A 20,194-nucleotide genomic window follows, 5' to 3' on the forward strand; every position below is an offset into this window, starting at 1 on the left:
ATCATTCCCCCTTTATAAGGAGTTCCTGCTCAATTGCTTGCCACTTTTCGCGATGCCAATCTGCATTTGCTCGTCGTTCCGTTTGCACCTCAACGACAGATAGACCTTGCTGCCCGTAGCTTGCTGAAAGTGCATGTTTAAGCTCGGACTTATTGGTAACGATCTGGTGACTACCACCATACATCGAAACCGCTTGTCCCAACTCGATATCTACAGGCGTGCCGAATAAAGCTTCAAAATGCTTTGGATCATTTGCTTGACCTAAGAAGGAAAAAATGCCTCCCCCATTATTGTTGATTAACAAAATGGTAAGATTTAACTTGTAATGTTTTGCTGCCAATAAGCCGTTCATATCATGAAAAAATGATAGGTCGCCGAGCAGTAAAGTTGTCGGTCTACCCGGAGTAGCTGCACCTAGTCCGCTTGAGACCATGCCGTCAATCCCGTTCGCACCACGATTGGCAAGTATAGAAATACGCTTTTCTGTTGTCATGAAAAAGGTATCCACATCTCTAACTGCCATGCTGTTTCCAACATACAGGTTGCTATTATCAGGAATAACTTCCATCAGCCCGCTTACAGCTTCTCCTTCGGTGATTTGTGTTTCCACCCCGGAAAGCAAATGTCTCTTCGCCACATTATTCATTTCTTGCCATGTTTTCAACCATTCATTATGAACATGACTCGTTGTCGATTTCGAAATAAGCTCTTCACAAAGCAACATGGGATCCGCGAAAATAAATTCACTTGCATTACCAGTAGGTTCCCGGTATCCTGCATGATTTTCCACAATAAATTGCATTGCGTCCTTATGCTCTTTCGCGTAGAACAGATAGGCTTTCGAAACAGGCATGGCACCAAAACGAAGTATAAAGTCCGGTTTTAGAGATTCGCGAATTACTTCACTTCTTAGTATGGCGTCATAACCTTCGATGACATGCGTCTTATCATGATCTCCTGCTCTAAGCTGAGACAGAGGGTCTGCAAGAATAGGCAATCCCCATGCTGCTGCAAGCTTCGTAATAACTGCTGCAAGAGCTTCATCTACCTGTGGACCACAAACGATAAGGCCCTTATGCTTGTTTCGCCAATGATCCAGAATTTGATTTGTATGTTTCTCTGGCAATCGCTTCTCACCAACAAATGTTGGATGATGGGATCGCTCGCTCTGAACGCCCCAAACATTTTCCAGTGAAAAATCCGTATGAAGTGGTTCTCGAAATGGAAAATTTAAATGGACGGGTCCGTGATTGCCTTCCCATGCCTCATAAACAGCACGCGCTGCTTTACTCCTTACATAACCTAGCATAGTAGGCGTGGCCTCAGGCAGTGCCATTTCATGAAACCACTTCACATAGTCCCCGTATAACTTTATCTGTTCAATGGCTTGTGGGGCACCGACATCACGTAGTTCATGTGGACGATCTGCAGTGAGAACGATTAGTGGTACCCTGCTATAATGCGCCTCAACAATGGCAGGAAAATAATTAGCAGCTGCTGTGCCGGAAGTACATACAAGTGCTACCGGACGTTTTGTTGCTTTGGCAATGCCAAGTGCAAAGAAGGCCGCAGATCGTTCATCAAGAATGATCCACGACTTTATCTGTTCATGTTCGGCAATTGTTAATGCAAGTGGTGTCGATCTCGACCCTGGTGAAATAACTGCATCTGTTATTCCACTTTTGGTAAGTTCATCAATAAAATTAGCTGTATAGCGTGTTAAAACTTCTATATGATCCATTAGTATTCTCCTAGAACAGAAAGCATTGGTTGAAATTTAATCATGGTTTCCTCATATTCTGCTTCCGGCTTGGAATCTTTAACAATCCCCCTCCGGCAAATAAAGAGGCTTCATCTCCTTGTATAAGTCCGGAGCGGATCGCAACAGCAAATTCGCCATTTTGATTACTATCCAGCCATCCAATAGGGGCCCCGTACCAGCCCCGGTCCAACAACTCATGGTTCCGGATAAATGCAAGCGACTCCTCACGCGGTGTACCACCAAGCGCAGGTGTTGGATGGAGCTGTTTAATAATATCAAAGATGCTATATCCGTTTTTCAAGTGCGCTGTTACCGGTGTATATAAATGCTGTAAATTCTGAAGCGGATAAATAACTGGTGCTTCTGGTATATCAACTTTCGTGCAATAATTAGCCATAGCCTGTTTGATCATTTGAACGACAAAATTATGTTCCTGACGATTTTTCACGTCATGAAGCAATTCCTGGCTAATTTTCACATCTTCCTCTTTTGTTTCCCCTCTTGGTGCAGTACCAGCTAAACATGTCGATAAAAGGGCATCTCCTTCAAGTTTCACTAATCGCTCCGGGCTTGCACCAACGAAACAGTCCTCTCCCTTTTCAAAAGCAAAAATATAACTGTTAGCTTGTTTAGCCATTAATTTTTCTAAAATGGTTGCAATGTCGGCTTTTTTATTAAATTTCAAACGCATCTCGCGTGCGAGGACGATTTTATCTGCTTTATTTGCTCGAATTTGTTCTCTCGCCTGTCGAACTGTTTCTTTCCATTTATCTGGTTCGATGTCTATTTTTTCTTCGATTGTTACATGGTCAGAAGGATTAGCAATATGCCTAAAAAGATTGGCTTCCATTTGATTTATTTCCGCTGCCATCTGAACGGGATGATCCTCCCTAGTTACTTTCACATTTATGGTAAAATAATAGTTATTATTATTTTTCGTTAACATAAATTCCGGCACGATAAATTGGCTAGGGCTAAACTTTTTCCATAAAGTTGTTTGATCTTTTTTCGGATCAAATGCCATACCTCCCAGTGCCGTAATTCCAGTGCCAGCTTCCTTATATGGATTGTAAATGATTGCGTTAGCTAATATACGGTTCCATAATGCTTCCGTTTCTTCAAAACGGGCCTCAGCCTTTGTCGCCATTTCATATGCCTTCCCAATTCCAACAACAAAAAAGTCATCTTTCGTACTTGCCCAGAAAATACGATTTTTATGAAGTTCCTTAGCCCCTTCAAAAAAATGGAGGGGAGTCGTCTCTGTTATTTTTTTGGTTATACTGACAAGTTGAAAATCTTCATCAGGTTGCATGTCTTGCATTGCTTTATTTATTAATTCTTCTATTGGTTTTTCCTTTGTTTCAATCATCTGATAAACCTCCGTTAAACTTACGATGGCAAACTTTATTTCTATTTTATTCTCTTTTTATTTGTTTCTCAAGGAAAGGGACTGTTTTTTTCGCATTCCGACAATTGACACGTTTAAACTATTTCCTTATATTAATGATATTGATATATTTCAGGGGGAAGCATCTAATGCAATCAACAGATAAAATAAATGTAAAGCAGGCTTTAAATGAAAAAGAAGGATTTCAAATTTGGTGGCGTCTTATGCGCCCACATACATTAACAGCCTCATTTGTACCAGTTTTTGTGGGTTCCATGTTTGCTTTTACAGAGGGTTCTATCAATATAATCGTCTTTCTTGCGATGTTAATAGCATCCATGCTCATCCAAGCTGCAACAAATATGTTTAATGAATATTATGATTTTGTTCGCGGTCTGGATACGGAGGAATCCGTTGGCATCGGTGGTACAATTGTACGAGATGGTATCAAACCGAAAAAAATATTAAATCTAGCCTTTACTTTCTTCGGTATCGCGATTTTACTTGGCATATATATATGCATCGCATCCAGCTGGTGGATTGCGGCCATTGGTTTAGTATGTATGATAATCGGTTATTTATATACTGGGGGCCTTACCCAATTGCATATACACCATTTGGTGAACTATTTTCCGGGTTCCTGATGGGAACTGTCATTATAGGGATTAGTTATTTTGTCCAAACACAAACAATAACTGCAAATGTTATCTGGGTATCCATTCCGGTAGCCATCTTCATTGGAAGTATTATGTTATCAAATAACATTCGGGATTTGGATGGTGACAAGGAAAACGGTCGTAAAACAATCGCCATTTTACTTGGCAGGAAAAACGCCGTTACCTTCCTGGCAGCATTATTTATCACGTCTTATGGTCTAACAGCTGTTTACATTATAACAGGAATACTACCATTATGGTCGATTGTCACATGTATTAGTATTAAAAAAGCAGTAGAGGTTATTAAAAAATTCCGCGGCAAGACGACTCCAATTGAAATGATGCCTGCAATGGCCGCCACAGGGAAAACAAATACATTCTATGGCTTTTTACTTGGGCTATCTTTATTCATTAGTGCGTTTGTGTAAAAAGGAGTTATTATAATGGCAATAGAAAATACGCTCATCGAAGCGCTTGGGATTGAAGTAGTATCATTAGATAAAAATTTAGTTGTCTTGACCATGCCTGTTGATAAACGAACCCATCAACCAGCAGGCTTTTTACATGGTGGAGCGAGTGCAGCACTTGCAGAAACCGCCGCCAGTATCGGTGCAACTGCACATATCGACACGCAAGAATCAAGTGTATTCGGCATGGAAATTAACGCGAATCATATAAAAAGCAAACGTAACGGCATGGTAACAGCTAAGGCAAGTCCTCTTCATATAGGAAAAACAACAATGGTTTGGGAGATAAAAATAGTGGATGAACAGGAAAATCTTATATCTGTATCAAGATGTACAATCAGAGTCGTTCCAAAACGGAAATAAAGAAAGGTGATTCAAATGGCCAAACATGAGGAACTGACAGATGAAAAGATAACCTATTTCAAAAGGCGCCTGCAAAAATGGAGAGAAGAAAATGAAGAAGAGATTGAGTCAAATCAAGGAACCAGCCCAAACGATGAGACACAAGAACTAGCGGACTATGATAACCACCCAGGTGATATAGGAACAGAACAATTTGAACAGGAGCGTGATGCCGGAATTAACCTTATTCGAGAAGATCGTCTTCAGGATATCGATGATGCCTTGGAACGCATTGAAAACGGCACGTATGGCCTAAGTGAAAAATCAGGTAAACCGATACCACTGGAACGATTAGAAGCCCGTCCGGAAGCACGAAATTTAGTTGAGGAAGAAGAAGAATAAAGTCCGCCCTCTTTTTACAAGAGGGCGGACTTTATACAATAGACAAGTTTTCAATCGACTAAAGGAACCATTCTGGTTTGATTTCTCCCGATTTGATATGGGGCTCTCCCATTTAAGCCGTGGGCTCTCCCGATTTGATGTGAGGCTCTCCTATTTAAGGCGTGTGCTCTCCCGATTTGATATGGGTACCGTTCTGACTACTTTTTGCTAGCTTTCACTCGCTAAGCCCTCATCCAAAAATAAAGCCAACCCAAAACGGATTAGCTTTATTCTATCTTATATTATCTTTGCTTGCTGCTGTTCTATCCAACTTCGCATTTTCACAAATAGAGGAACAAACAGTAACCCTACAACAATCCCTTTAACAATATTAAATGGCAGTACACCTGCAATGACGGAAACCCATTTCACCTGTTCTGTCATATCCCAGCCCATGAACCATGCATATGCTGGTAAAACAAAAAAGTAATTTAATACGCTCATCCCGACAGCCATAATAACCGTTCCTGTTACCAATCCGGACACAATACTTTTTACCCCTTTGAATTTATGGTATAACAAGGAAACAGGTACAACAAACATAAGTCCTGCTAAGAAATTTGCAGCTACCCTATCGGATCACCCGCTCCGGAAACAAGAAAATAAAGAATATTTTTGATAGCTACGACAATAATTCCCGCAACAGGTGAAAATATAAGTGCTGCAATCAATGCTGGTACCTCACTAAAATCAATTTTTAAGTAAGCAGGTAAAAATGGCAAAGGGAAATTCAAGAAAAATAGTACCAGCGAAATAGTTCCAAGTAATGCTAGAATGATAAGTCTTAAAAGCTTTGATGATTGTATATTCTTTGTTTGCATCATCATTCTCCTCCTTCATCTTTAATCGATTCCTATCTCGTTCGATGAAGGATGAACCTTTCTCCTATTTTACAAAATACATATAAAAACCCTAAAGCCTAATGGGGCTTTAGGGTAATAGATTATTCATAGGAAAATTAAAGCACATAATGTACTATAATTGGCTCGACATCTTCTCCCATCCAGACTATACTGTCGGTCCCGGAGTTTCACCAGGTCAACCACATTGCAATATGCGTTGTGGGTCACGGACTTAGAGCACTTACAAGCTCCTTACCGTCGGTCGGGAATTTCACCCTGCCCCGAAGATATGGAATCGATTATTTATTTTATTATTACTTTGTATTATACATCATTTCGCCACATTTGCAAGTAATTTATTTCAAATTAAAAGAAAGGACTTATTGTCAGTCTTGCCGCCTTTAAATCTCCTCCGTTGATGACACTGCGACGTATCTAAGTATGCTTGTTAACCCACCGCTACGGCGTTGCGATTATGGCACACTACGTCGCAATTTCTATTTTTTGTGTCAAAAACAACATGCTATTTAAAAATAATCAAAAGGAAAAGGTGCAGAAGTGATCACTTCTACACCTTTAAACGAGATATGATCTAAATTATTAGCTATAAGCGATTAAATCATTACTCTGCATTAATAAATAAATTACCTTCTGCCTGTTGGCGTGTTTCGTTACCAAAGTCATCCACAATTTTCACCTCAATAACAGCACCTTCAGCCTCTATATTTGTTCCTGTCCACCATCCTTCATAATGGCCTTCTGACGTTTCCATCATCGGAAGCTCTGTCGCGTTGGCAACACTGTTTCGTTCATTTGTTAGCGGCATATGGATAAAGAATGTGGCTCTTTGCCCTGGCTCACTATCAAATTCGATATGCACACTTTCACCAGCATTGATATATACATCTTCCGTTGGTGTCAGATTAGCTATATCAGGTGCAGTGAAGTCCACTTCAAGACTAACCGACTCTGTTTGACTATTTCCAGCTAAATCCGCTGCAACAACTTCGATTTCATTTTCTCCGTTATCCAGCAAAATTCGCTTGGAATACGTACCATCTGAAACATCTGCCTCTTGGCCGTTTACTTCCACATAATCAAGGTTAGAATCTGATACAGTTCCTTCAACCGTCACTGTTTCTTGATTCGATTTTTCCCCATCTTGTGGATTATCGATGGTTAATTCAGGTTCTTCAGTATCCAGCGTTACGGTAACAGGATCAGATTCTCCTATAGAAGTCCCATCAATGACAGATACTGCTGTAAGTTCATTTTCACCTTCTGTTAAATCGGCTGGTATCGAAAACTCCCCATCATCTCCAATTTCTTGCGTACCAACTTCTTCCCCATTATTCATCAATTGAACAGTGGTTGTAGGTGAAGCGGTACCCTCTACGCTAAGATCTGCTTCATTTGTAATAAGATCTTCTGCTGGTGTGGTAATAACAGGTTCCTCTGCCTCGTAGCTGACACGAGCACGGATCATATAGTTTCCTTCTATAGCAGGGGACGGTGACCATGCTCCATCAACGAATTGATAGCTACGCTCAGCATTTGGACTATTTTCATCTGTTGCCATCCCTGGAGCTTCTGTATTGGCTTGTGTTTGAATATATACCATATAGAAATCTCCATCCACTGTAATTCCATGCTCGGATAAGTCAACGACTGTCCATTCATCCGCATCACGTACCGCTTCTGCTTCAATTGGACCAGCGATTTTCTCACCAGGATCTCCATTAGGACCCGACGCGTCCCATACTTCTACCGCAAATTCCGTTCCACCAGGAACCGGGAACTCTTCATCCCAGAATTTAAATACACCATCGGTTACGACAGCAGATTCTTCATCCTCTGGCAAGGACATTTTCACTGCCCAGCCATTTCCTGCATCGTAGAAAGCGCGCGCATTTTCGGGCGTACCGTCATCATACCCGATTTCGCCACCTGGAACCGTGTAAAATGGTTCAAGTGCTACATCTGCTTCCGCGTCTTCTTCTAGGTTAACTTCCATCTCTGTTGCATGATAACCACTTGCTATTACACGTAATGTGTACGTTCCTTCGTATGCAGATAGATCATAATTACCGTCTGCATCTGTTTCTACAGGGGCAATGTTTGCGTCTTCGGCAAGTAGAACAGTAGCACCCTCTATTGGTTCACCTGTTGCTTCATCTGTAACTGTTCCACTTACGGTATACTGATCAATTTCATCTAATGTGAAATTCGTTTCCGTCGTTTCATCATTCTCGATTGTTACGGTCTGTTCATCCGAATGAAATCCATAAGCTTCAGCTTTCACTGTAAATTCTCCTGCACCATGAAGCAAAGAATAGGTGCCATCAGCCGGATCTGTATTTACAGATCGACCGGTTTCAAGCACACTAACCTGTGCACCTATAGGCAGAACAGCCGGATTAACGACTTCTTCCTCAATCGGAGGGTTTTCATTAGGCGTTACCGGCACAATATCCGCTGGATTCACTTTCTCTTTCAAAGCTGCTTTATCATCGCTTTTTTCTACTCCAAGCTCATTGTTTGCCGTGGTTAATGCGTTCACAGTTAGACGATCATTTAACAACCCAACAGTCTTACTATTATCAGAAGCGACCTCCAATGATACAGTATCGCTTTCCGGTGCATCAGATAGCGCTACATCATCAATATACCAACCATCTTTAGTGACACTAAGATCAGAAGTAAGATTGAAACCAATATATATTCTTTCACCACTATAGTCAGATAAATCTACTTCTGCACTTTCCCATCCATCTGTTAGACCTTGCATTCTAGTAAGCTGTGTCCATTCCTCTTGATCTGTTGATACAAAAACATGACCAAAATCATATGCGCCACCTGTTTCATAGGCTTCCAAATCATGCCATTGTTCAAACTGCAAGTAAGTATCCCCTTCTGGCAGATCAATAGGCGGCATCATAAGTGTTGCATTGGCATTATTATCATATTCACCATCCAGATTAGTTGCATACACATTATCACCGGATGCAGCTTCCCCAGGTCCGGATGTTGGCTCACCCCATTCCCAGTTGTTGTTTTCACCAAATGAAGTCCAACCAGCCGGACTAGATTCAAAGTCTTCGAAATATCCTGTTGTAATACCTTGTTCAACGACCACATTGTACTCATCGCTCGTTACTTCATTATCTCCGAAGTCCTTCACTGTCCAGTAATATGTCAAAGAATCTCCTTCGATGTCTTCCCCAGGAATAGTCGCAATATACTCGCCATCTGTAAAATCACCAGAGGTTCGAGAGGCTTCTACCGTTTGCCAATCATCATCATTGTCCTGATAGCTTAATGCCACAGTAGCGACACTGACGTTATCACTAGCCTGAATGGTTAAATCCATATCCATACCAGCGTACGTTTCTGCTGGAGCTTCATGTTCAAAAGTCGGTGCTTCGGTATCGTCACCTTCTTTTGTAACTTGTCCTTCCAATGTTCCAAGTCCATCTACAAGCGATGCTACCGCATCATGGGCATTAACTAATCCATATCCGTATCCATTATTTGGAGCGTCCGGATATTCGTCATCCGTCAATACATTAGCAGTAGAGGTTAAAATTTCTTCCATCTCATCAATAGATAAACTCGCATCCACATCTTTTAACAGTGCTGCTACACCAGCTACAGAAGGCCCGGCCATGGATGTTCCATTCCAGCCACCTTCATATCCGCCTCCAGGTACAGTAGACCGAATATTGACACCAGGAGCAGATATATCGGGTTTCACTTCATCATATGGGGAAGGCCCACGTAATGAAAAATCTGCAACCACGTCATCGATGTCTGTTGCTCCAGTAGCAAATGATTCCGGATAATTTGCCGGGACTGCTATTGACTCAGGTCCCCCTGGATTGGTAAGTGTTGTATTTCCAGCCGAAAATTCCGGAAAGATATCCGCTGCTCTCCAGTTCTGAACAACGTCACGATACCACTCATCAAGACCGGGACCGCCGCCCCATGAGTTATTAACGACATCTGGAGCCATATCCACATCCGTATTCCCTTCTGCATCCATTGGTGCTAAAATCCATTCTGCAGCTGCTAATAAATCTGCATCAGCTGCTGTTCCATCTTCTCCAAATGCCTTAACAGAAATCCACTGAGCACTTGGAGCTACACCGACTTGATTCGATCCGTCCGGTTCACTTCCTACCATCGTTCCTGTCACATGTGTACCATGACCTTGGGGATCATAAGGTTCACTTTCTCCATCTGCAGGATCATACCAGTTAAAATCATGATCGACTTCATCCGTCTGCGCGTCGTAACCACGATATTTTTCCTTCAATGCAGGATGATCCCACTCGGCACCTGTATCGATACTTGCTACAACCGTCCCTGAACCATCAGCACCCATGTCCCAGGCTTGTGGAGCACCTACACGTTCCACGTTCCACTCCACATTTGCAATTTCGGATTCAGGTGTTTCCGCGTCTTCTGTGACTGTTGTAAACAATTCACGCGTTTCGTTCGGTAAAATTTTTTCAACTTCCGCAAAGGCAGCGACTTTTTCTGCAACTTCTTGTGTAGCCGTTACCGCCATACCATTAACGATATAATAGGATTTGATATCTTCCACATTCCCATTTTCAACTTCTTGTTCCAGGTATTGTTTTACTTGTTGCTGTGAGGTTATGGAAGTTGATTTTAATTCAGATACAACAGCCGATCGCTGTATATGTTCTTGTTTTTGCGCCGATAGATTTGCTTGATTCGCATTTAATTTCGCATCTTCAGCTATTTTCGCTGTATCCGCCTTCTCATTAAATTTAATTAAAAATGTTGCTTTATCGTTTTCATTAAACTCCTCCTGAAGACGATCAGTCACCTTTGCTTGTGCTACCTTTTGAGAATCATTTACAGATTGATGTAACTTATCGTTTGTTTCCGCATGTGCCATTCCTGGTGCTATTAAAGAAAAAGTCATTAGAAACGATGCTGCAATACGAAACGCTTTAACTTGACCTTTTTTCTTTTGCCTCAAAAGCTTGTCCTCCTCTCAATTTAAAAAAGCCATCTTTTGAACATGTTACAAATCCTACCCCCCTTTGCTGAAAAACTTAGTGTTATTTAACGGCTGTTCATGGTGATGTTTGTAGAATCTGAGTTGTTGATGTGAGTATAATAGATTTCAGGAAGAAATGGTGTCGTAATTTGTCGATTTTCAATTGAATTTTCAAAATTGATAGATTAGTATTATTTTTTATAAATTTACTTCATGGGTTAAAGGCCCGATTCGTAACGTTTATTTTTACAAATCATTGGTGTAGAAGTGTTCTATAACTCAAACATCGTAATATAATTCCCCTACGTTACAAAAAATGAATAAATAGACCTGCTAAAATAACAATTATTACAAAAATTTTTCATATAAGTGGAAATTCTATTCCATATGACCTAGGTAAAATTACAATGCAAGATTCAATTATCGATAATTTGAAATAGTATACGAATTACTCCATCCTTAAGTCCTACTAGCTGTAATAATGACATCTCCTTGTAAAATAAAAAAGAGCTTCATACCTGACTTGACTAGCGTCCCGGCATAAAGCTCTATTTTCTGTTTCGAATTAATCTTCCAATGGATTCAAACTCTCTTCTCCTGTCAATGTTGAAATCATTGTTACCAGCAATTCTATTTCTTCATCAATATCCTTCAGACTCACTGTCTCTACAGGTGAGTGCATATAGCGCAGTGGTAAAGATACCAGGGATATCGGGACACCCGGACCAGTTAAACGCATCCGATCTGCATCTGTTCCTGTTGCCCTTGGAGTTAGTTCATACTGGATATTCATGTTTAATTTTTGCGCCACATTCTCAAACAGTTTATTGATTTTTCTATTAATCGGTGCGCCTTTAGCTAAAACCGGGCCACTTTCGAGGCGAATATCACCATGTTTGTTTTTATTAACACCCGGATAATCTGTTGCAAATGTGACATCAACTGCAATAGCCATAGTAGGTTCAACACCTGCAGCAGCAAAATAGGCTCCACCCATGTTTGTCTCTTCATTAACCGTACTCGCGGCATAAACACCAACACTACAGCCTTTTTCTGCCAACCGCTTGAACACTTCTGCTACGATAAACGCTCCTGTTCGATTATCCAATGCACGCCCGGACATGTACCGATCCATCAGGATTTCAGGTTCTGTCTTATACACGCCAAGGTCGCCAATTTGAACATGTTCCTCTGCTTCCTTTTTTGTTTTATACCCGCAATCGATAAATAAATCCTCCAGATTAAAGTCATCTTTTAAGCCGCCATGATGCTGTGCATTCACACCAATGACTCCTATAACGGTCCGGTTATAGCCGAGCACCGTTACTTTCATACCGACCGCAGCCTTTGGATTAATACCGCCCATCTTATCAAAATGCAGAAATCCGTTTTCATCAATACGGTTGATCACAAGTCCAATTTCATCACTATGTCCTGCCAGTAATACTTTAAAGGGTGCTTCCGGATTCAATACCCCAATAACATTCCCGGCATTATCTGTTCTTATTTCATCCGCGAAACCTTTTACATGATTCATCCATTTCTTTTGGATTTCCATTTCGTTACTTGACGGTGATGGCGTCTGCAAGAGCTCTACTAAGAAATCCTTATTTATTTGTGACATGCTATTCCTCCTTTATCATTCAATCATAGCAAATTTTTGTACAAAGAGCATATTAATTTACGGTTATCACACATCTAGGTAAAATAAACTATAACAATGTGAAAAGGGGCGGTTAACCATGAACTTAAATCAATGGTATGAAAAAGCAATGACACCTGATACATATATTGAATCCATGAAAGAACATAAGGAAAATCTTTTGCATATTTACGATCATTTTACCTTACCAGACGATGAAGCTTTTTTTCAGGAAATAAAGCGTAAAAATCTCCGTGCTATTGTTTTAACAGAGGATTGGTGTGGGGATGCGATGATGAATATTCCGATTTTGCTGCGTATAGCAGAAAAGACGGATATAGAAGTCAGGATGCTGCTTCGGGATCAAAACCTGGAACTAATGGATCAATACTTAACAAATGGAAAAGCACGTTCCATCCCTATTTTCATATTTATAGATGAAGACGGGAACGAAGTGGCAAAATGGGGCCCTCGTTCTAATAAGGTCCAGCAATTTAGCGACGAAGCCCGACAGTCACTTCCTGACAAAGACGCAGATGATTACAAGGAAAAGATGAAAGAAGTGCTTGTATTTATGACAAAATCATTCCGTGACAATACAGATTTCTGGAATGATGTGTATACCAGTATGAAAGAAACTTTATTAGAAAATTAGGAGTTCCTTTCGTTGCACGTACACAAGCAAGGACGCTTTTATACTTGAACTTACCTGAAAATAGCTAAATTCCGCAGAGAGACTGAGGCATATTGCATCAGCCTCTTTTTGTATAGCCTGATAAACCTTTTGTCCATACTAATGAGACATAAGGAGATGAACGGAATGAGTATAAAATTAATTAAAAATATCTATTACCGGCTTCCTATCATAATCAGGCTATTAATCACGATTCTACTATTGATGGTTATCTTTGGCTTTATTATCTACCTTGTAGAGCCTAAACAGTTTCCAACTATCTTCGACGGCATATGGTGGGCCTTTGTAACAGCTGCTACAGTAGGTTATGGGGATTATATTCCCCTAACTACTCCAGGTAAAATGGTCGCTATCCTGTTAATCTTAACAGGTGGAGGATTAATCGCTTTTTATATCACTACCTTTGCTTCCGTTTCAATTAAGCATGAACGAGATTTGGAAAGCGGAAAAATTGTTTTTAAAAGCAGTGGTCATCTTATCTTTATCGGTTGGAATGAACGAACAAGACAATTACTTGATATCACGATAGACAACGACCCAGATGTTCGTATCGTTCTCATTGACCGTTCACTGGATCATTTAGCATTCCAACATTATCCTGTCCATTTCATTCACGGGGATCCTACAGAAGATGGGACGTTAAAGCAAGCAAATATCACACAGGCAAAATGTGTCATAATAACTGCTGACATCAATAAAAATGAACGCCAATCAGATAACAACACGATATTAACCACTGTTGCTATTCGAGGGAACAACAAAGACATCCCGATCATCGCTGAAATATTATCAAAAATACAGATTGAAAATGCCTTGCGTGCGGGAGCATCTACGATTATTAAAACCAATGATTTCATGAGTGCATTGTTTTATCATGAACTTTCAAGTACAGAGAATGCAATGCCATTTGATACGGTTCTACATGTATTAAAAAAACAACAATTCAACCAATTCAAACTTCCTGAATCACTCATAGATAACTCATTCCTACAAGCTTCCATGTATTTATTAAAAGAAAAATACCTCTTGCTCGGTCTGATCCGAAATGAAGAATGGTATATCAATCCAGAGGCGGATTTCATGCTTGAGGAAGAGGATATTTTACTAACGATGATTGCTTGGTAATTTAATCATTTTTGCCTGATGAAAAAACTTATGATAAAATATTTCATTGACAGTAAGAAAATATAATTACTCCCTACTGCATAAGGGTAACAAAGGCATATATCTAAATGCTGGTATACGCCACGTTTTTAATGTCAAGAAATGAATACAGGTATAGGAGTTGTTCAACATGACGAACAAGTTTGAGGTAGGTCAAATTGTTGAAGGAAGAGTTACAGGCATACAGCCATATGGGGCATTTGTCGCTTTAGATGAAGAAGTTCAAGGGTTAGTCCATATTTCTGAAGTAACACATGGATTTGTGAACGATATTAATGACTATTTAACCGTTGGAGATGACGTGCACGTTAAAATATTAAACGTAGATGAGGCCAATAACAAATTTTCATTATCCATTCGAGCTACAGAAGAAGCTCCAGCAAAATCGGCAACAACCCAAAAAAGCAGTACGAATAAACAGCAAGATACGGAAGAAGCCGGCTTCAACACATTAAAAGATAAACTCGAGGAGTGGATTAAACAGTCCAAGAAATAAGAAGGGAGGTATATGCAGGTGGTACTTGCGTGTGCCTCTTTTTCTTGATTTCAAGACATTACTTGGGTAAAGTTAAATTGTATGAAAAGACTTCAAAGGAGGTAACGAGAGTGACACATGTTTCGTTTAACTATGATAAGGCATTACGTTTTTTTAACCAGGAAGAATTAACTAACATGAATAGTTTCATACAAACAGCTCATAACGCGCTACATAATCAAACAGGGGCAGGTAATGACTTTTTGGGATGGATGGATTTACCTGAGAACTACGATAAAGAGGAATATGCCCGAATTAAAGCGAGCGCGGAGAAAATCAGACAAGATACAGATATTCTACTCGTTATCGGTATTGGTGGATCCTATTTAGGGGCCCGCGCTGCCCTCGATATGCTAAACCATTCGTTTCAAGATCTGTTATCCAAAGAAGAAAGAAAAGCGCCACAGATTATTTTTGTTGGTCATCACTTAAGTTCCACCTACATGCGTGACTTGTTTGATGTGTTGGACGGTAAAGATGTCTCGATCAATGTTATTTCAAAAAGTGGGACAACCACTGAGCCTGCAGTAGCTTTTCGTATCTTTAAGAAATATCTGGAAGAAAAGTATGGAGCCAAAGAAGCAAAAAATCGTATTTATGCAACAACAGATAAGGAAAAAGGGGCACTTAAAACAAGTGCAGATCAGGCAGGCTATGAAACATTCGTCATCCCGGATGATGTCGGTGGACGTTATTCGGTTTTAACAGCAGTAGGTCTGTTGCCTATTGCCGTAAGTGGTATTTCCATTGATAACATGATGCAGGGAGCTAGTAAGGCCATGCATGACTTTGCTGAACCGGAACTTGGCAAAAATGCAGCTTACCAGTACGCAGCTGTTAGAAATATTTTGTACAATAAAGGCAAAGTAACAGAAATGCTTATTAGTTACGAACCAAGTTTAAGCTATTTTGCTGAATGGTGGAAACAGTTATTTGGAGAAAGTGAAGGAAAGGATCAGAAAGGGATTTATCCATCATCCGCTAATTTCACAACAGATCTCCATTCCTTGGGTCAGTATGTACAAGAAGGTCGCAGAAACATTTTTGAGACCGTACTCCATGTTGGAAAGGCCAACAAGGAAATGACATTAGAGGCAGAAGAGTCGAATTCAGATGGACTTAATTACCTAGCAGGGAAAACTATCCATGAAATTAATGATAAAGCTTTTCAAGGTACCTTATTAGCACATACGGACGGGGATGTCCCTAACTTAATTGTCGAGGTACCTGAACTTGATGCTTATACATTCGGTTATTTGGTTTATTTCTTTGAAAAAGCCTGTGCAATCAGCGGTTACCTGCTTGGTGTAAATCCATTTGATCAGCCCGGTGTGGAAGCATATAAGAAAAATATGTTTGCACTACTTGGTAAACCTGGATTTGAGGAAGCGAAAGAAGAACTAGAAAAGCGACTATAAAAAGTGGAAGAAAAAAATATTAAAATGATGTTTATATTTTTATCTATAGGGTATACTAATAAATGTAAGACTTTCTCGTATTCCCCCTGTAAGCAAGGCGTTATTACGCTTTGCTTTTTTTTGGCCAAAATGCTTTTCTACATATATTTTCACATTGTTTGTTATAATGGTATTACGAATGCATAGGAGGCTTTTTTTATGAGTATATTTGAGGAATTACACGATCGAAAAAATACACGTTCTGTTAAATGGGATATGCTAAAATCCGTTTTTCAATCAGAAGATGTTTTACCAATGTGGGTTGCTGATATGGATTTTAAAGCACCTGAAGCCGTAAATAACGCATTAGTAAAACGCGCCCGTCACGGGATTTATGGTTACACTGTTATTGATGATGATGTTACAGATTCGATTATGAATTGGATTGAAAAGCGCCATAACTGGACAATTGATAAAGAATGGCTATCGTTTAGTCCAGGTGTGGTCACAAGCCTGCACCTGGCTATTCAGGCGTTTACAGAACCAGACGATAAAATAATCATTCAAACCCCTGTATATACGCCCTTTTATAATGTAATTGAACAACACGATAGAGAAGTCGTTAAAAATCCGCTTGTACTGGAGAATGGTTCTTATACCGTTGACTTCAGCGACTTTGAGGAAAAATTAAAACAAGGTGTAAAGGCATTTCTTTTATGTTCCCCACATAATCCGACTGGGCGTGTGTGGAAGCGAGAGGAACTAGAGGAAATAGCTAGGTTATGTTGCAAATATGATGTAATAATTTTATCTGATGAAATTCATGCAGATCTCATTTATCCAGGTGAGCAGCATACTCCAATAGCTTCCCTTTCCGAAGAAATTGCAGATCGAACAATCACTTGCATGGCTCCATCCAAGACATTTAATTTAGCCGGATTGCAAGCTTCATATGTTATTACAACGAATAAGGAGAAACGCGCTAGATTTAATGAACATCTAAGCAAGCAAGGGCACGGTATGTTGAATACAATGGGAAATACAGCTCTAGAGGCAGCATATGTACATGGAGAAGCATGGCTTGATGAACTGATGACAGTTATAAAATCCAATCAGGAATATGTTACGGAAATGCTCGAAAAACATACAGATCTTAAGGTCACCCGTCCAGAGGGAACGTATTTATTGTGGATAGATTGCAGTGCATTAAATTTGGAGAAAAGTGACCTGAATAAATTTATGATCGAAAAAGCCAAAGTGGGACTTAATGCGGGAGCCTCTTACGGCGATGATGGTGCGAACTTTATGCGGATGAATATCGCCTGTCCGAAATCAACTGTCAAAGAAGGCGTAAAGCGTATTATAGATGCGCTAAATGCTACATAATTTCTTAGGTTGATGTTGAAAAGAGCCATGTGTTTATGGACGCATGGCTCTTTTTATTTTTATTACTCCTCTAGATCTTCATTAAATTCAGTAGGGTCTGTAGGTTGCTCTCCTGAGTCTTCTCCTGCTTTTATCTCACCACAAGCAATACGAGGCCCTCCATCTCCTCCTGGCTGGCTCACCCCATCATCTTGCCCTTCTTGAATAACTAATGAGGTCCCATCCCCACTAAGGATAGACATTCTTCCATCTAGAAGTGTTGCATTATCCAGTGTTAATTCAGCTTCCACTAGACCGTCTTCATCTGCCTCAATATTGGGTAAATCCCCCAAATGTGACCCTTCCGGATGCATGAGACCATGTTCGTTGCCCTCCGGATTAAAATGACTTCCGGCACTTTCAAAATCGGGAGCCTCACACTTCGGATATTCATGCACATGAATCCCGTGAAATCCCGGTTCCAGTCCTTCTAAGCTCAATTCCACCTGAACACCATCCGGTTGTTCGGATAACGCAGCAGTACCAATTATGTCTCCTGAAGCATTGTACATATCCACCGATCTCGAACTCGGATCATTACTTTGACACGAAACTAAAAAAAGAATCATGATAATTAGAATACCCAGCAAGCACCAGCTCTTCTGAAGACTATCATTAAAGCCTGTACCGATGTGGAAAGAAAATATATTTTCACCTGGAAAAAATAAACGCATGTACTTTCTCCTTTTAAATGCTTTTCTTACCAGTATCAACAAATATACATCTGAATAAACATAAATAAAATTTGACACTTTATTTGGTTAACGATGGAGGTATGCCTTCATCAAGAGCTCATAAGAGGAGAAACAAAGCATTTATTTTAGGTGTTTTCATTTAATCGATCGAATCACTTTCCTCATTTTTATCAGGCTTATTTAGCTCGTATTTTTCATTAAAAATTCGTTCTTCTTTTTTTGATTTTTTATATAGGAGGTACATTGTTCCAAAAGCTAATATCATAAAAATGACCAACATGATAACAGCTGGAATATATTCCGTTTTATCTTCCGGAAAATACAGGAATTCCATCATAGGTGACCACTTCCTTTTACGATCAATTATAACAAAGTTTCTACTTTTACTAAACGGAAATGTTAAATATTCGCTTATTCCTTATACTTTTGGGACAATGAAAGAGAAGGAGGAGGATGAAAATATGGCAGATGTAGCTATTGGTACCACTGTACGCGCACATTACAACTCAGGCACTTACATAGGGGAGGTGAAAGAAGATCGTGGAGAACGTTACTTGATCGAAGTACTTGCCGTTGATAAACACCCGATTCAAGGTGATCTGCATAACCCCGGCCAAGTGGAAGATGTGTTTTTCCATGAACGAAAAGCATTAGCGCATCATGAAAAAATGAATGTAAAGAAACCTGCAGTACGTCCATTTGATGAAACCATTCCCCCGTACAGTGAGTCTCTAAAGCAAGCGGTGGACAACTATAAAGAAAAACTAAAAGCAGAAGATACAGCATTCAATAAAAAAGCATTGCACACTTTAGAAGGGCTTGAAGACAAATACTATATAAAAAGTTATTATTAAGTTAATGCCCCTATGAAGCTTCCTTGACTATCTGAACCACGTTACATAGTCTTGGACGCCATACATCTGAATACGAAATAAATTGGGCATACATTCCGTTAATAGAATAAACGTGAAAAACGCTCAGAAATAATCTGAGCGTTTTTGTTTAGGTTGTGAATGTTATTCACCCAAATGTTCTTTTAATACTTCTTCTACACCTTGGATAGCTTCTTCTTCATCACTGCCGTTTGTCGTAATAGAGATTTCTGCTCCTTTTGGAATTCCTAGTGACATAACACCCATGATTGATTTCAGGTTAACCTTCTTGTCGTTATAGGAAATCTCAACATCTGATTGAAATTGTCCTGCTTTATTTACCAGCAACGTAGCTGGGCGTGCATGTACCCCAGTATCAGCTGTAATTGTAAACTTTTTTTCCTGCATTTTCTTACATCCTTTCAAATCGATTTTATAATGTAATACTATCCACTATATAGTGAAATATAGAACCTACTTTATTATATACAAAAATAGGCGGTTTTGAAACAAAAACCTACTACAAACCTAGAATTTATTAAAGAAATTGACATTCTTCACCTGTATTCAACAATCGTTGGTTATAGTAACACTAATTATTTTTCTGCTTATCCTCTAGCATCTCTTTCAACGCATGCTGTTCTTTTCGTAGTGATACAACTTCCTGCTCCAATATATTTAATTTATCGGTTATAGGAGTTAATGCCTCTTGTAGCATTTTTTGTAAACGTAGTGATTTTTCGTTTCCTTCCTCCATAAGCTTGGCTCCTCCTTTGTCCAATGTCTATTTAATGACTCAATATAGATAGGATAAACCATCAACAAATATATTTATTATAGC

General features: G+C 39.7%; 15 protein-coding genes, 3 pseudogenes and 1 riboswitch. Of the genes and pseudogenes, 9 read left to right on the top strand and 9 right to left on the bottom strand.

Annotated features, from left to right (window positions below; translation table 11 throughout):
* Window position 1 precedes the first annotated feature (1 nt).
* Window positions 2-1,741 carry a 2-succinyl-5-enolpyruvyl-6-hydroxy-3-cyclohexene-1-carboxylic-acid synthase gene (menD, locus tag KFZ56_RS13020; RefSeq protein WP_222642350.1) on the bottom strand — a complete coding sequence of 580 codons (1,740 nt, stop codon included), beginning with the start codon at window positions 1,739-1,741 and terminating at the stop codon, window positions 2-4.
* Window positions 1,741-3,131 (bottom strand): annotated as a pseudogene (locus KFZ56_RS13025) (isochorismate synthase). The gene menD and the pseudogene KFZ56_RS13025 overlap by 1 nt, the downstream one beginning before the upstream one ends.
* 167 nt (window positions 3,132-3,298) lie before the next feature.
* Here KFZ56_RS13025 and KFZ56_RS13030 point away from each other — a divergent pair.
* From KFZ56_RS13030 to KFZ56_RS13040, 3 genes and pseudogenes are all read left to right on the top strand, one after another.
* Window positions 3,299-4,233: pseudogene (locus tag KFZ56_RS13030) on the top strand (1,4-dihydroxy-2-naphthoate polyprenyltransferase).
* A 15-nt stretch (window positions 4,234-4,248) separates the two neighbouring features.
* A complete protein-coding gene (locus KFZ56_RS13035; protein WP_222642351.1) occupies window positions 4,249-4,635 on the top strand; it encodes a hotdog fold thioesterase in 387 nt (128 codons plus the stop codon).
* Window positions 4,636-4,650: 15 nt separating this feature from the next.
* Window positions 4,651-5,016 (top strand): TraR/DksA C4-type zinc finger protein, encoded by a 366-nt coding sequence (locus tag KFZ56_RS13040; RefSeq protein WP_222642352.1) that lies wholly within the window; start codon window positions 4,651-4,653, stop codon window positions 5,014-5,016.
* Window positions 5,017-5,292: 276 nt separating this feature from the next.
* On the opposite strand, the pseudogene KFZ56_RS13045 reads toward KFZ56_RS13040, so the two are convergent.
* The 3 genes and pseudogenes from KFZ56_RS13045 to KFZ56_RS13055 all read right to left on the bottom strand — a co-directional run bounded on the left by KFZ56_RS13045 (window position 5,293) and on the right by KFZ56_RS13055 (window position 12,553).
* A pseudogene (locus KFZ56_RS13045) lies at window positions 5,293-5,876 on the bottom strand (ECF transporter S component).
* Between the two features lie 166 nt (window positions 5,877-6,042).
* A riboswitch (FMN riboswitch) is annotated at window positions 6,043-6,190 on the bottom strand.
* A gap of 329 nt (window positions 6,191-6,519) precedes the next feature.
* A complete protein-coding gene (locus KFZ56_RS13050) occupies window positions 6,520-10,908 on the bottom strand; it encodes a S8 family peptidase (RefSeq protein ID WP_304956690.1) in 4,389 nt (1,462 codons plus the stop codon).
* 586 nt (window positions 10,909-11,494) lie between these two features.
* Window positions 11,495-12,553, bottom strand: a complete 1,059-nt coding sequence (locus tag KFZ56_RS13055) for a M20/M25/M40 family metallo-hydrolase (RefSeq protein ID WP_222642353.1) — start codon at window positions 12,551-12,553, stop codon at window positions 11,495-11,497.
* A gap of 118 nt (window positions 12,554-12,671) precedes the next feature.
* Between KFZ56_RS13055 and KFZ56_RS13060 the strand changes: the two genes are divergently transcribed.
* From KFZ56_RS13060 to KFZ56_RS13080, 5 genes are all read left to right on the top strand, one after another.
* A complete protein-coding gene (locus KFZ56_RS13060) occupies window positions 12,672-13,226 on the top strand; it encodes a thioredoxin family protein (protein WP_222642354.1) in 555 nt (184 codons plus the stop codon).
* Window positions 13,227-13,391: 165 nt separating this feature from the next.
* Window positions 13,392-14,390, top strand: a complete 999-nt coding sequence (locus tag KFZ56_RS13065) for a potassium channel family protein (protein WP_222642355.1) — start codon at window positions 13,392-13,394, stop codon at window positions 14,388-14,390.
* 169 nt (window positions 14,391-14,559) lie between these two features.
* Window positions 14,560-14,925 (top strand): S1 domain-containing post-transcriptional regulator GSP13, encoded by a 366-nt coding sequence (yugI, locus tag KFZ56_RS13070; protein WP_222642356.1) that lies wholly within the window; start codon window positions 14,560-14,562, stop codon window positions 14,923-14,925.
* A gap of 110 nt (window positions 14,926-15,035) precedes the next feature.
* Window positions 15,036-16,382, top strand: coding sequence for a glucose-6-phosphate isomerase (locus tag KFZ56_RS13075; protein WP_222642357.1), 1,347 nt, complete (start codon window positions 15,036-15,038; stop codon window positions 16,380-16,382).
* A 198-nt stretch (window positions 16,383-16,580) separates the two neighbouring features.
* On the top strand, window positions 16,581-17,747 hold the full coding sequence (locus tag KFZ56_RS13080; protein ID WP_222642358.1) for a MalY/PatB family protein: 1,167 nt from the start codon (window positions 16,581-16,583) through the stop codon (window positions 17,745-17,747).
* Window positions 17,748-17,809: 62 nt separating this feature from the next.
* Here the strand turns inward: KFZ56_RS13080 and KFZ56_RS13085 are convergent, their stop codons facing one another.
* Both KFZ56_RS13085 and KFZ56_RS13090 read right to left on the bottom strand, forming a co-directional pair.
* A complete protein-coding gene (locus KFZ56_RS13085) occupies window positions 17,810-18,355 on the bottom strand; it encodes a superoxide dismutase family protein (RefSeq protein ID WP_255585343.1) in 546 nt (181 codons plus the stop codon).
* 265 nt (window positions 18,356-18,620) lie between these two features.
* Entirely contained in the window at window positions 18,621-18,818 is a 198-nt protein-coding gene (locus tag KFZ56_RS13090) for a hypothetical protein (protein WP_222642359.1), read from the bottom strand.
* Between the two features lie 124 nt (window positions 18,819-18,942).
* On the opposite strand from KFZ56_RS13090, the gene kapB reads away from it, so the two are divergent.
* Window positions 18,943-19,335: a kinase-associated lipoprotein KapB gene (gene kapB / locus KFZ56_RS13095; RefSeq protein ID WP_222642360.1), complete on the top strand. Its 393-nt coding sequence runs from the start codon at window positions 18,943-18,945 to the stop codon at window positions 19,333-19,335.
* 162 nt (window positions 19,336-19,497) lie between these two features.
* Here the strand turns inward: kapB and KFZ56_RS13100 are convergent, their stop codons facing one another.
* Together KFZ56_RS13100 and KFZ56_RS13105 are read right to left on the bottom strand one after the other, a co-directional pair.
* Window positions 19,498-19,761, bottom strand: coding sequence for a phosphocarrier protein HPr (locus KFZ56_RS13100; RefSeq protein ID WP_222642361.1), 264 nt, complete (start codon window positions 19,759-19,761; stop codon window positions 19,498-19,500).
* Between the two features lie 184 nt (window positions 19,762-19,945).
* Window positions 19,946-20,110, bottom strand: coding sequence for a hypothetical protein (locus KFZ56_RS13105; protein WP_222642362.1), 165 nt, complete (start codon window positions 20,108-20,110; stop codon window positions 19,946-19,948).
* Window positions 20,111-20,194 lie beyond the last annotated feature (84 nt).

Origin of the sequence: Virgibacillus sp. NKC19-3, from assembly GCF_019837165.1 — a bacterium.
Classification (GTDB): domain Bacteria; phylum Bacillota; class Bacilli; order Bacillales; family Amphibacillaceae; genus Virgibacillus_L; species Virgibacillus_L saliphilus.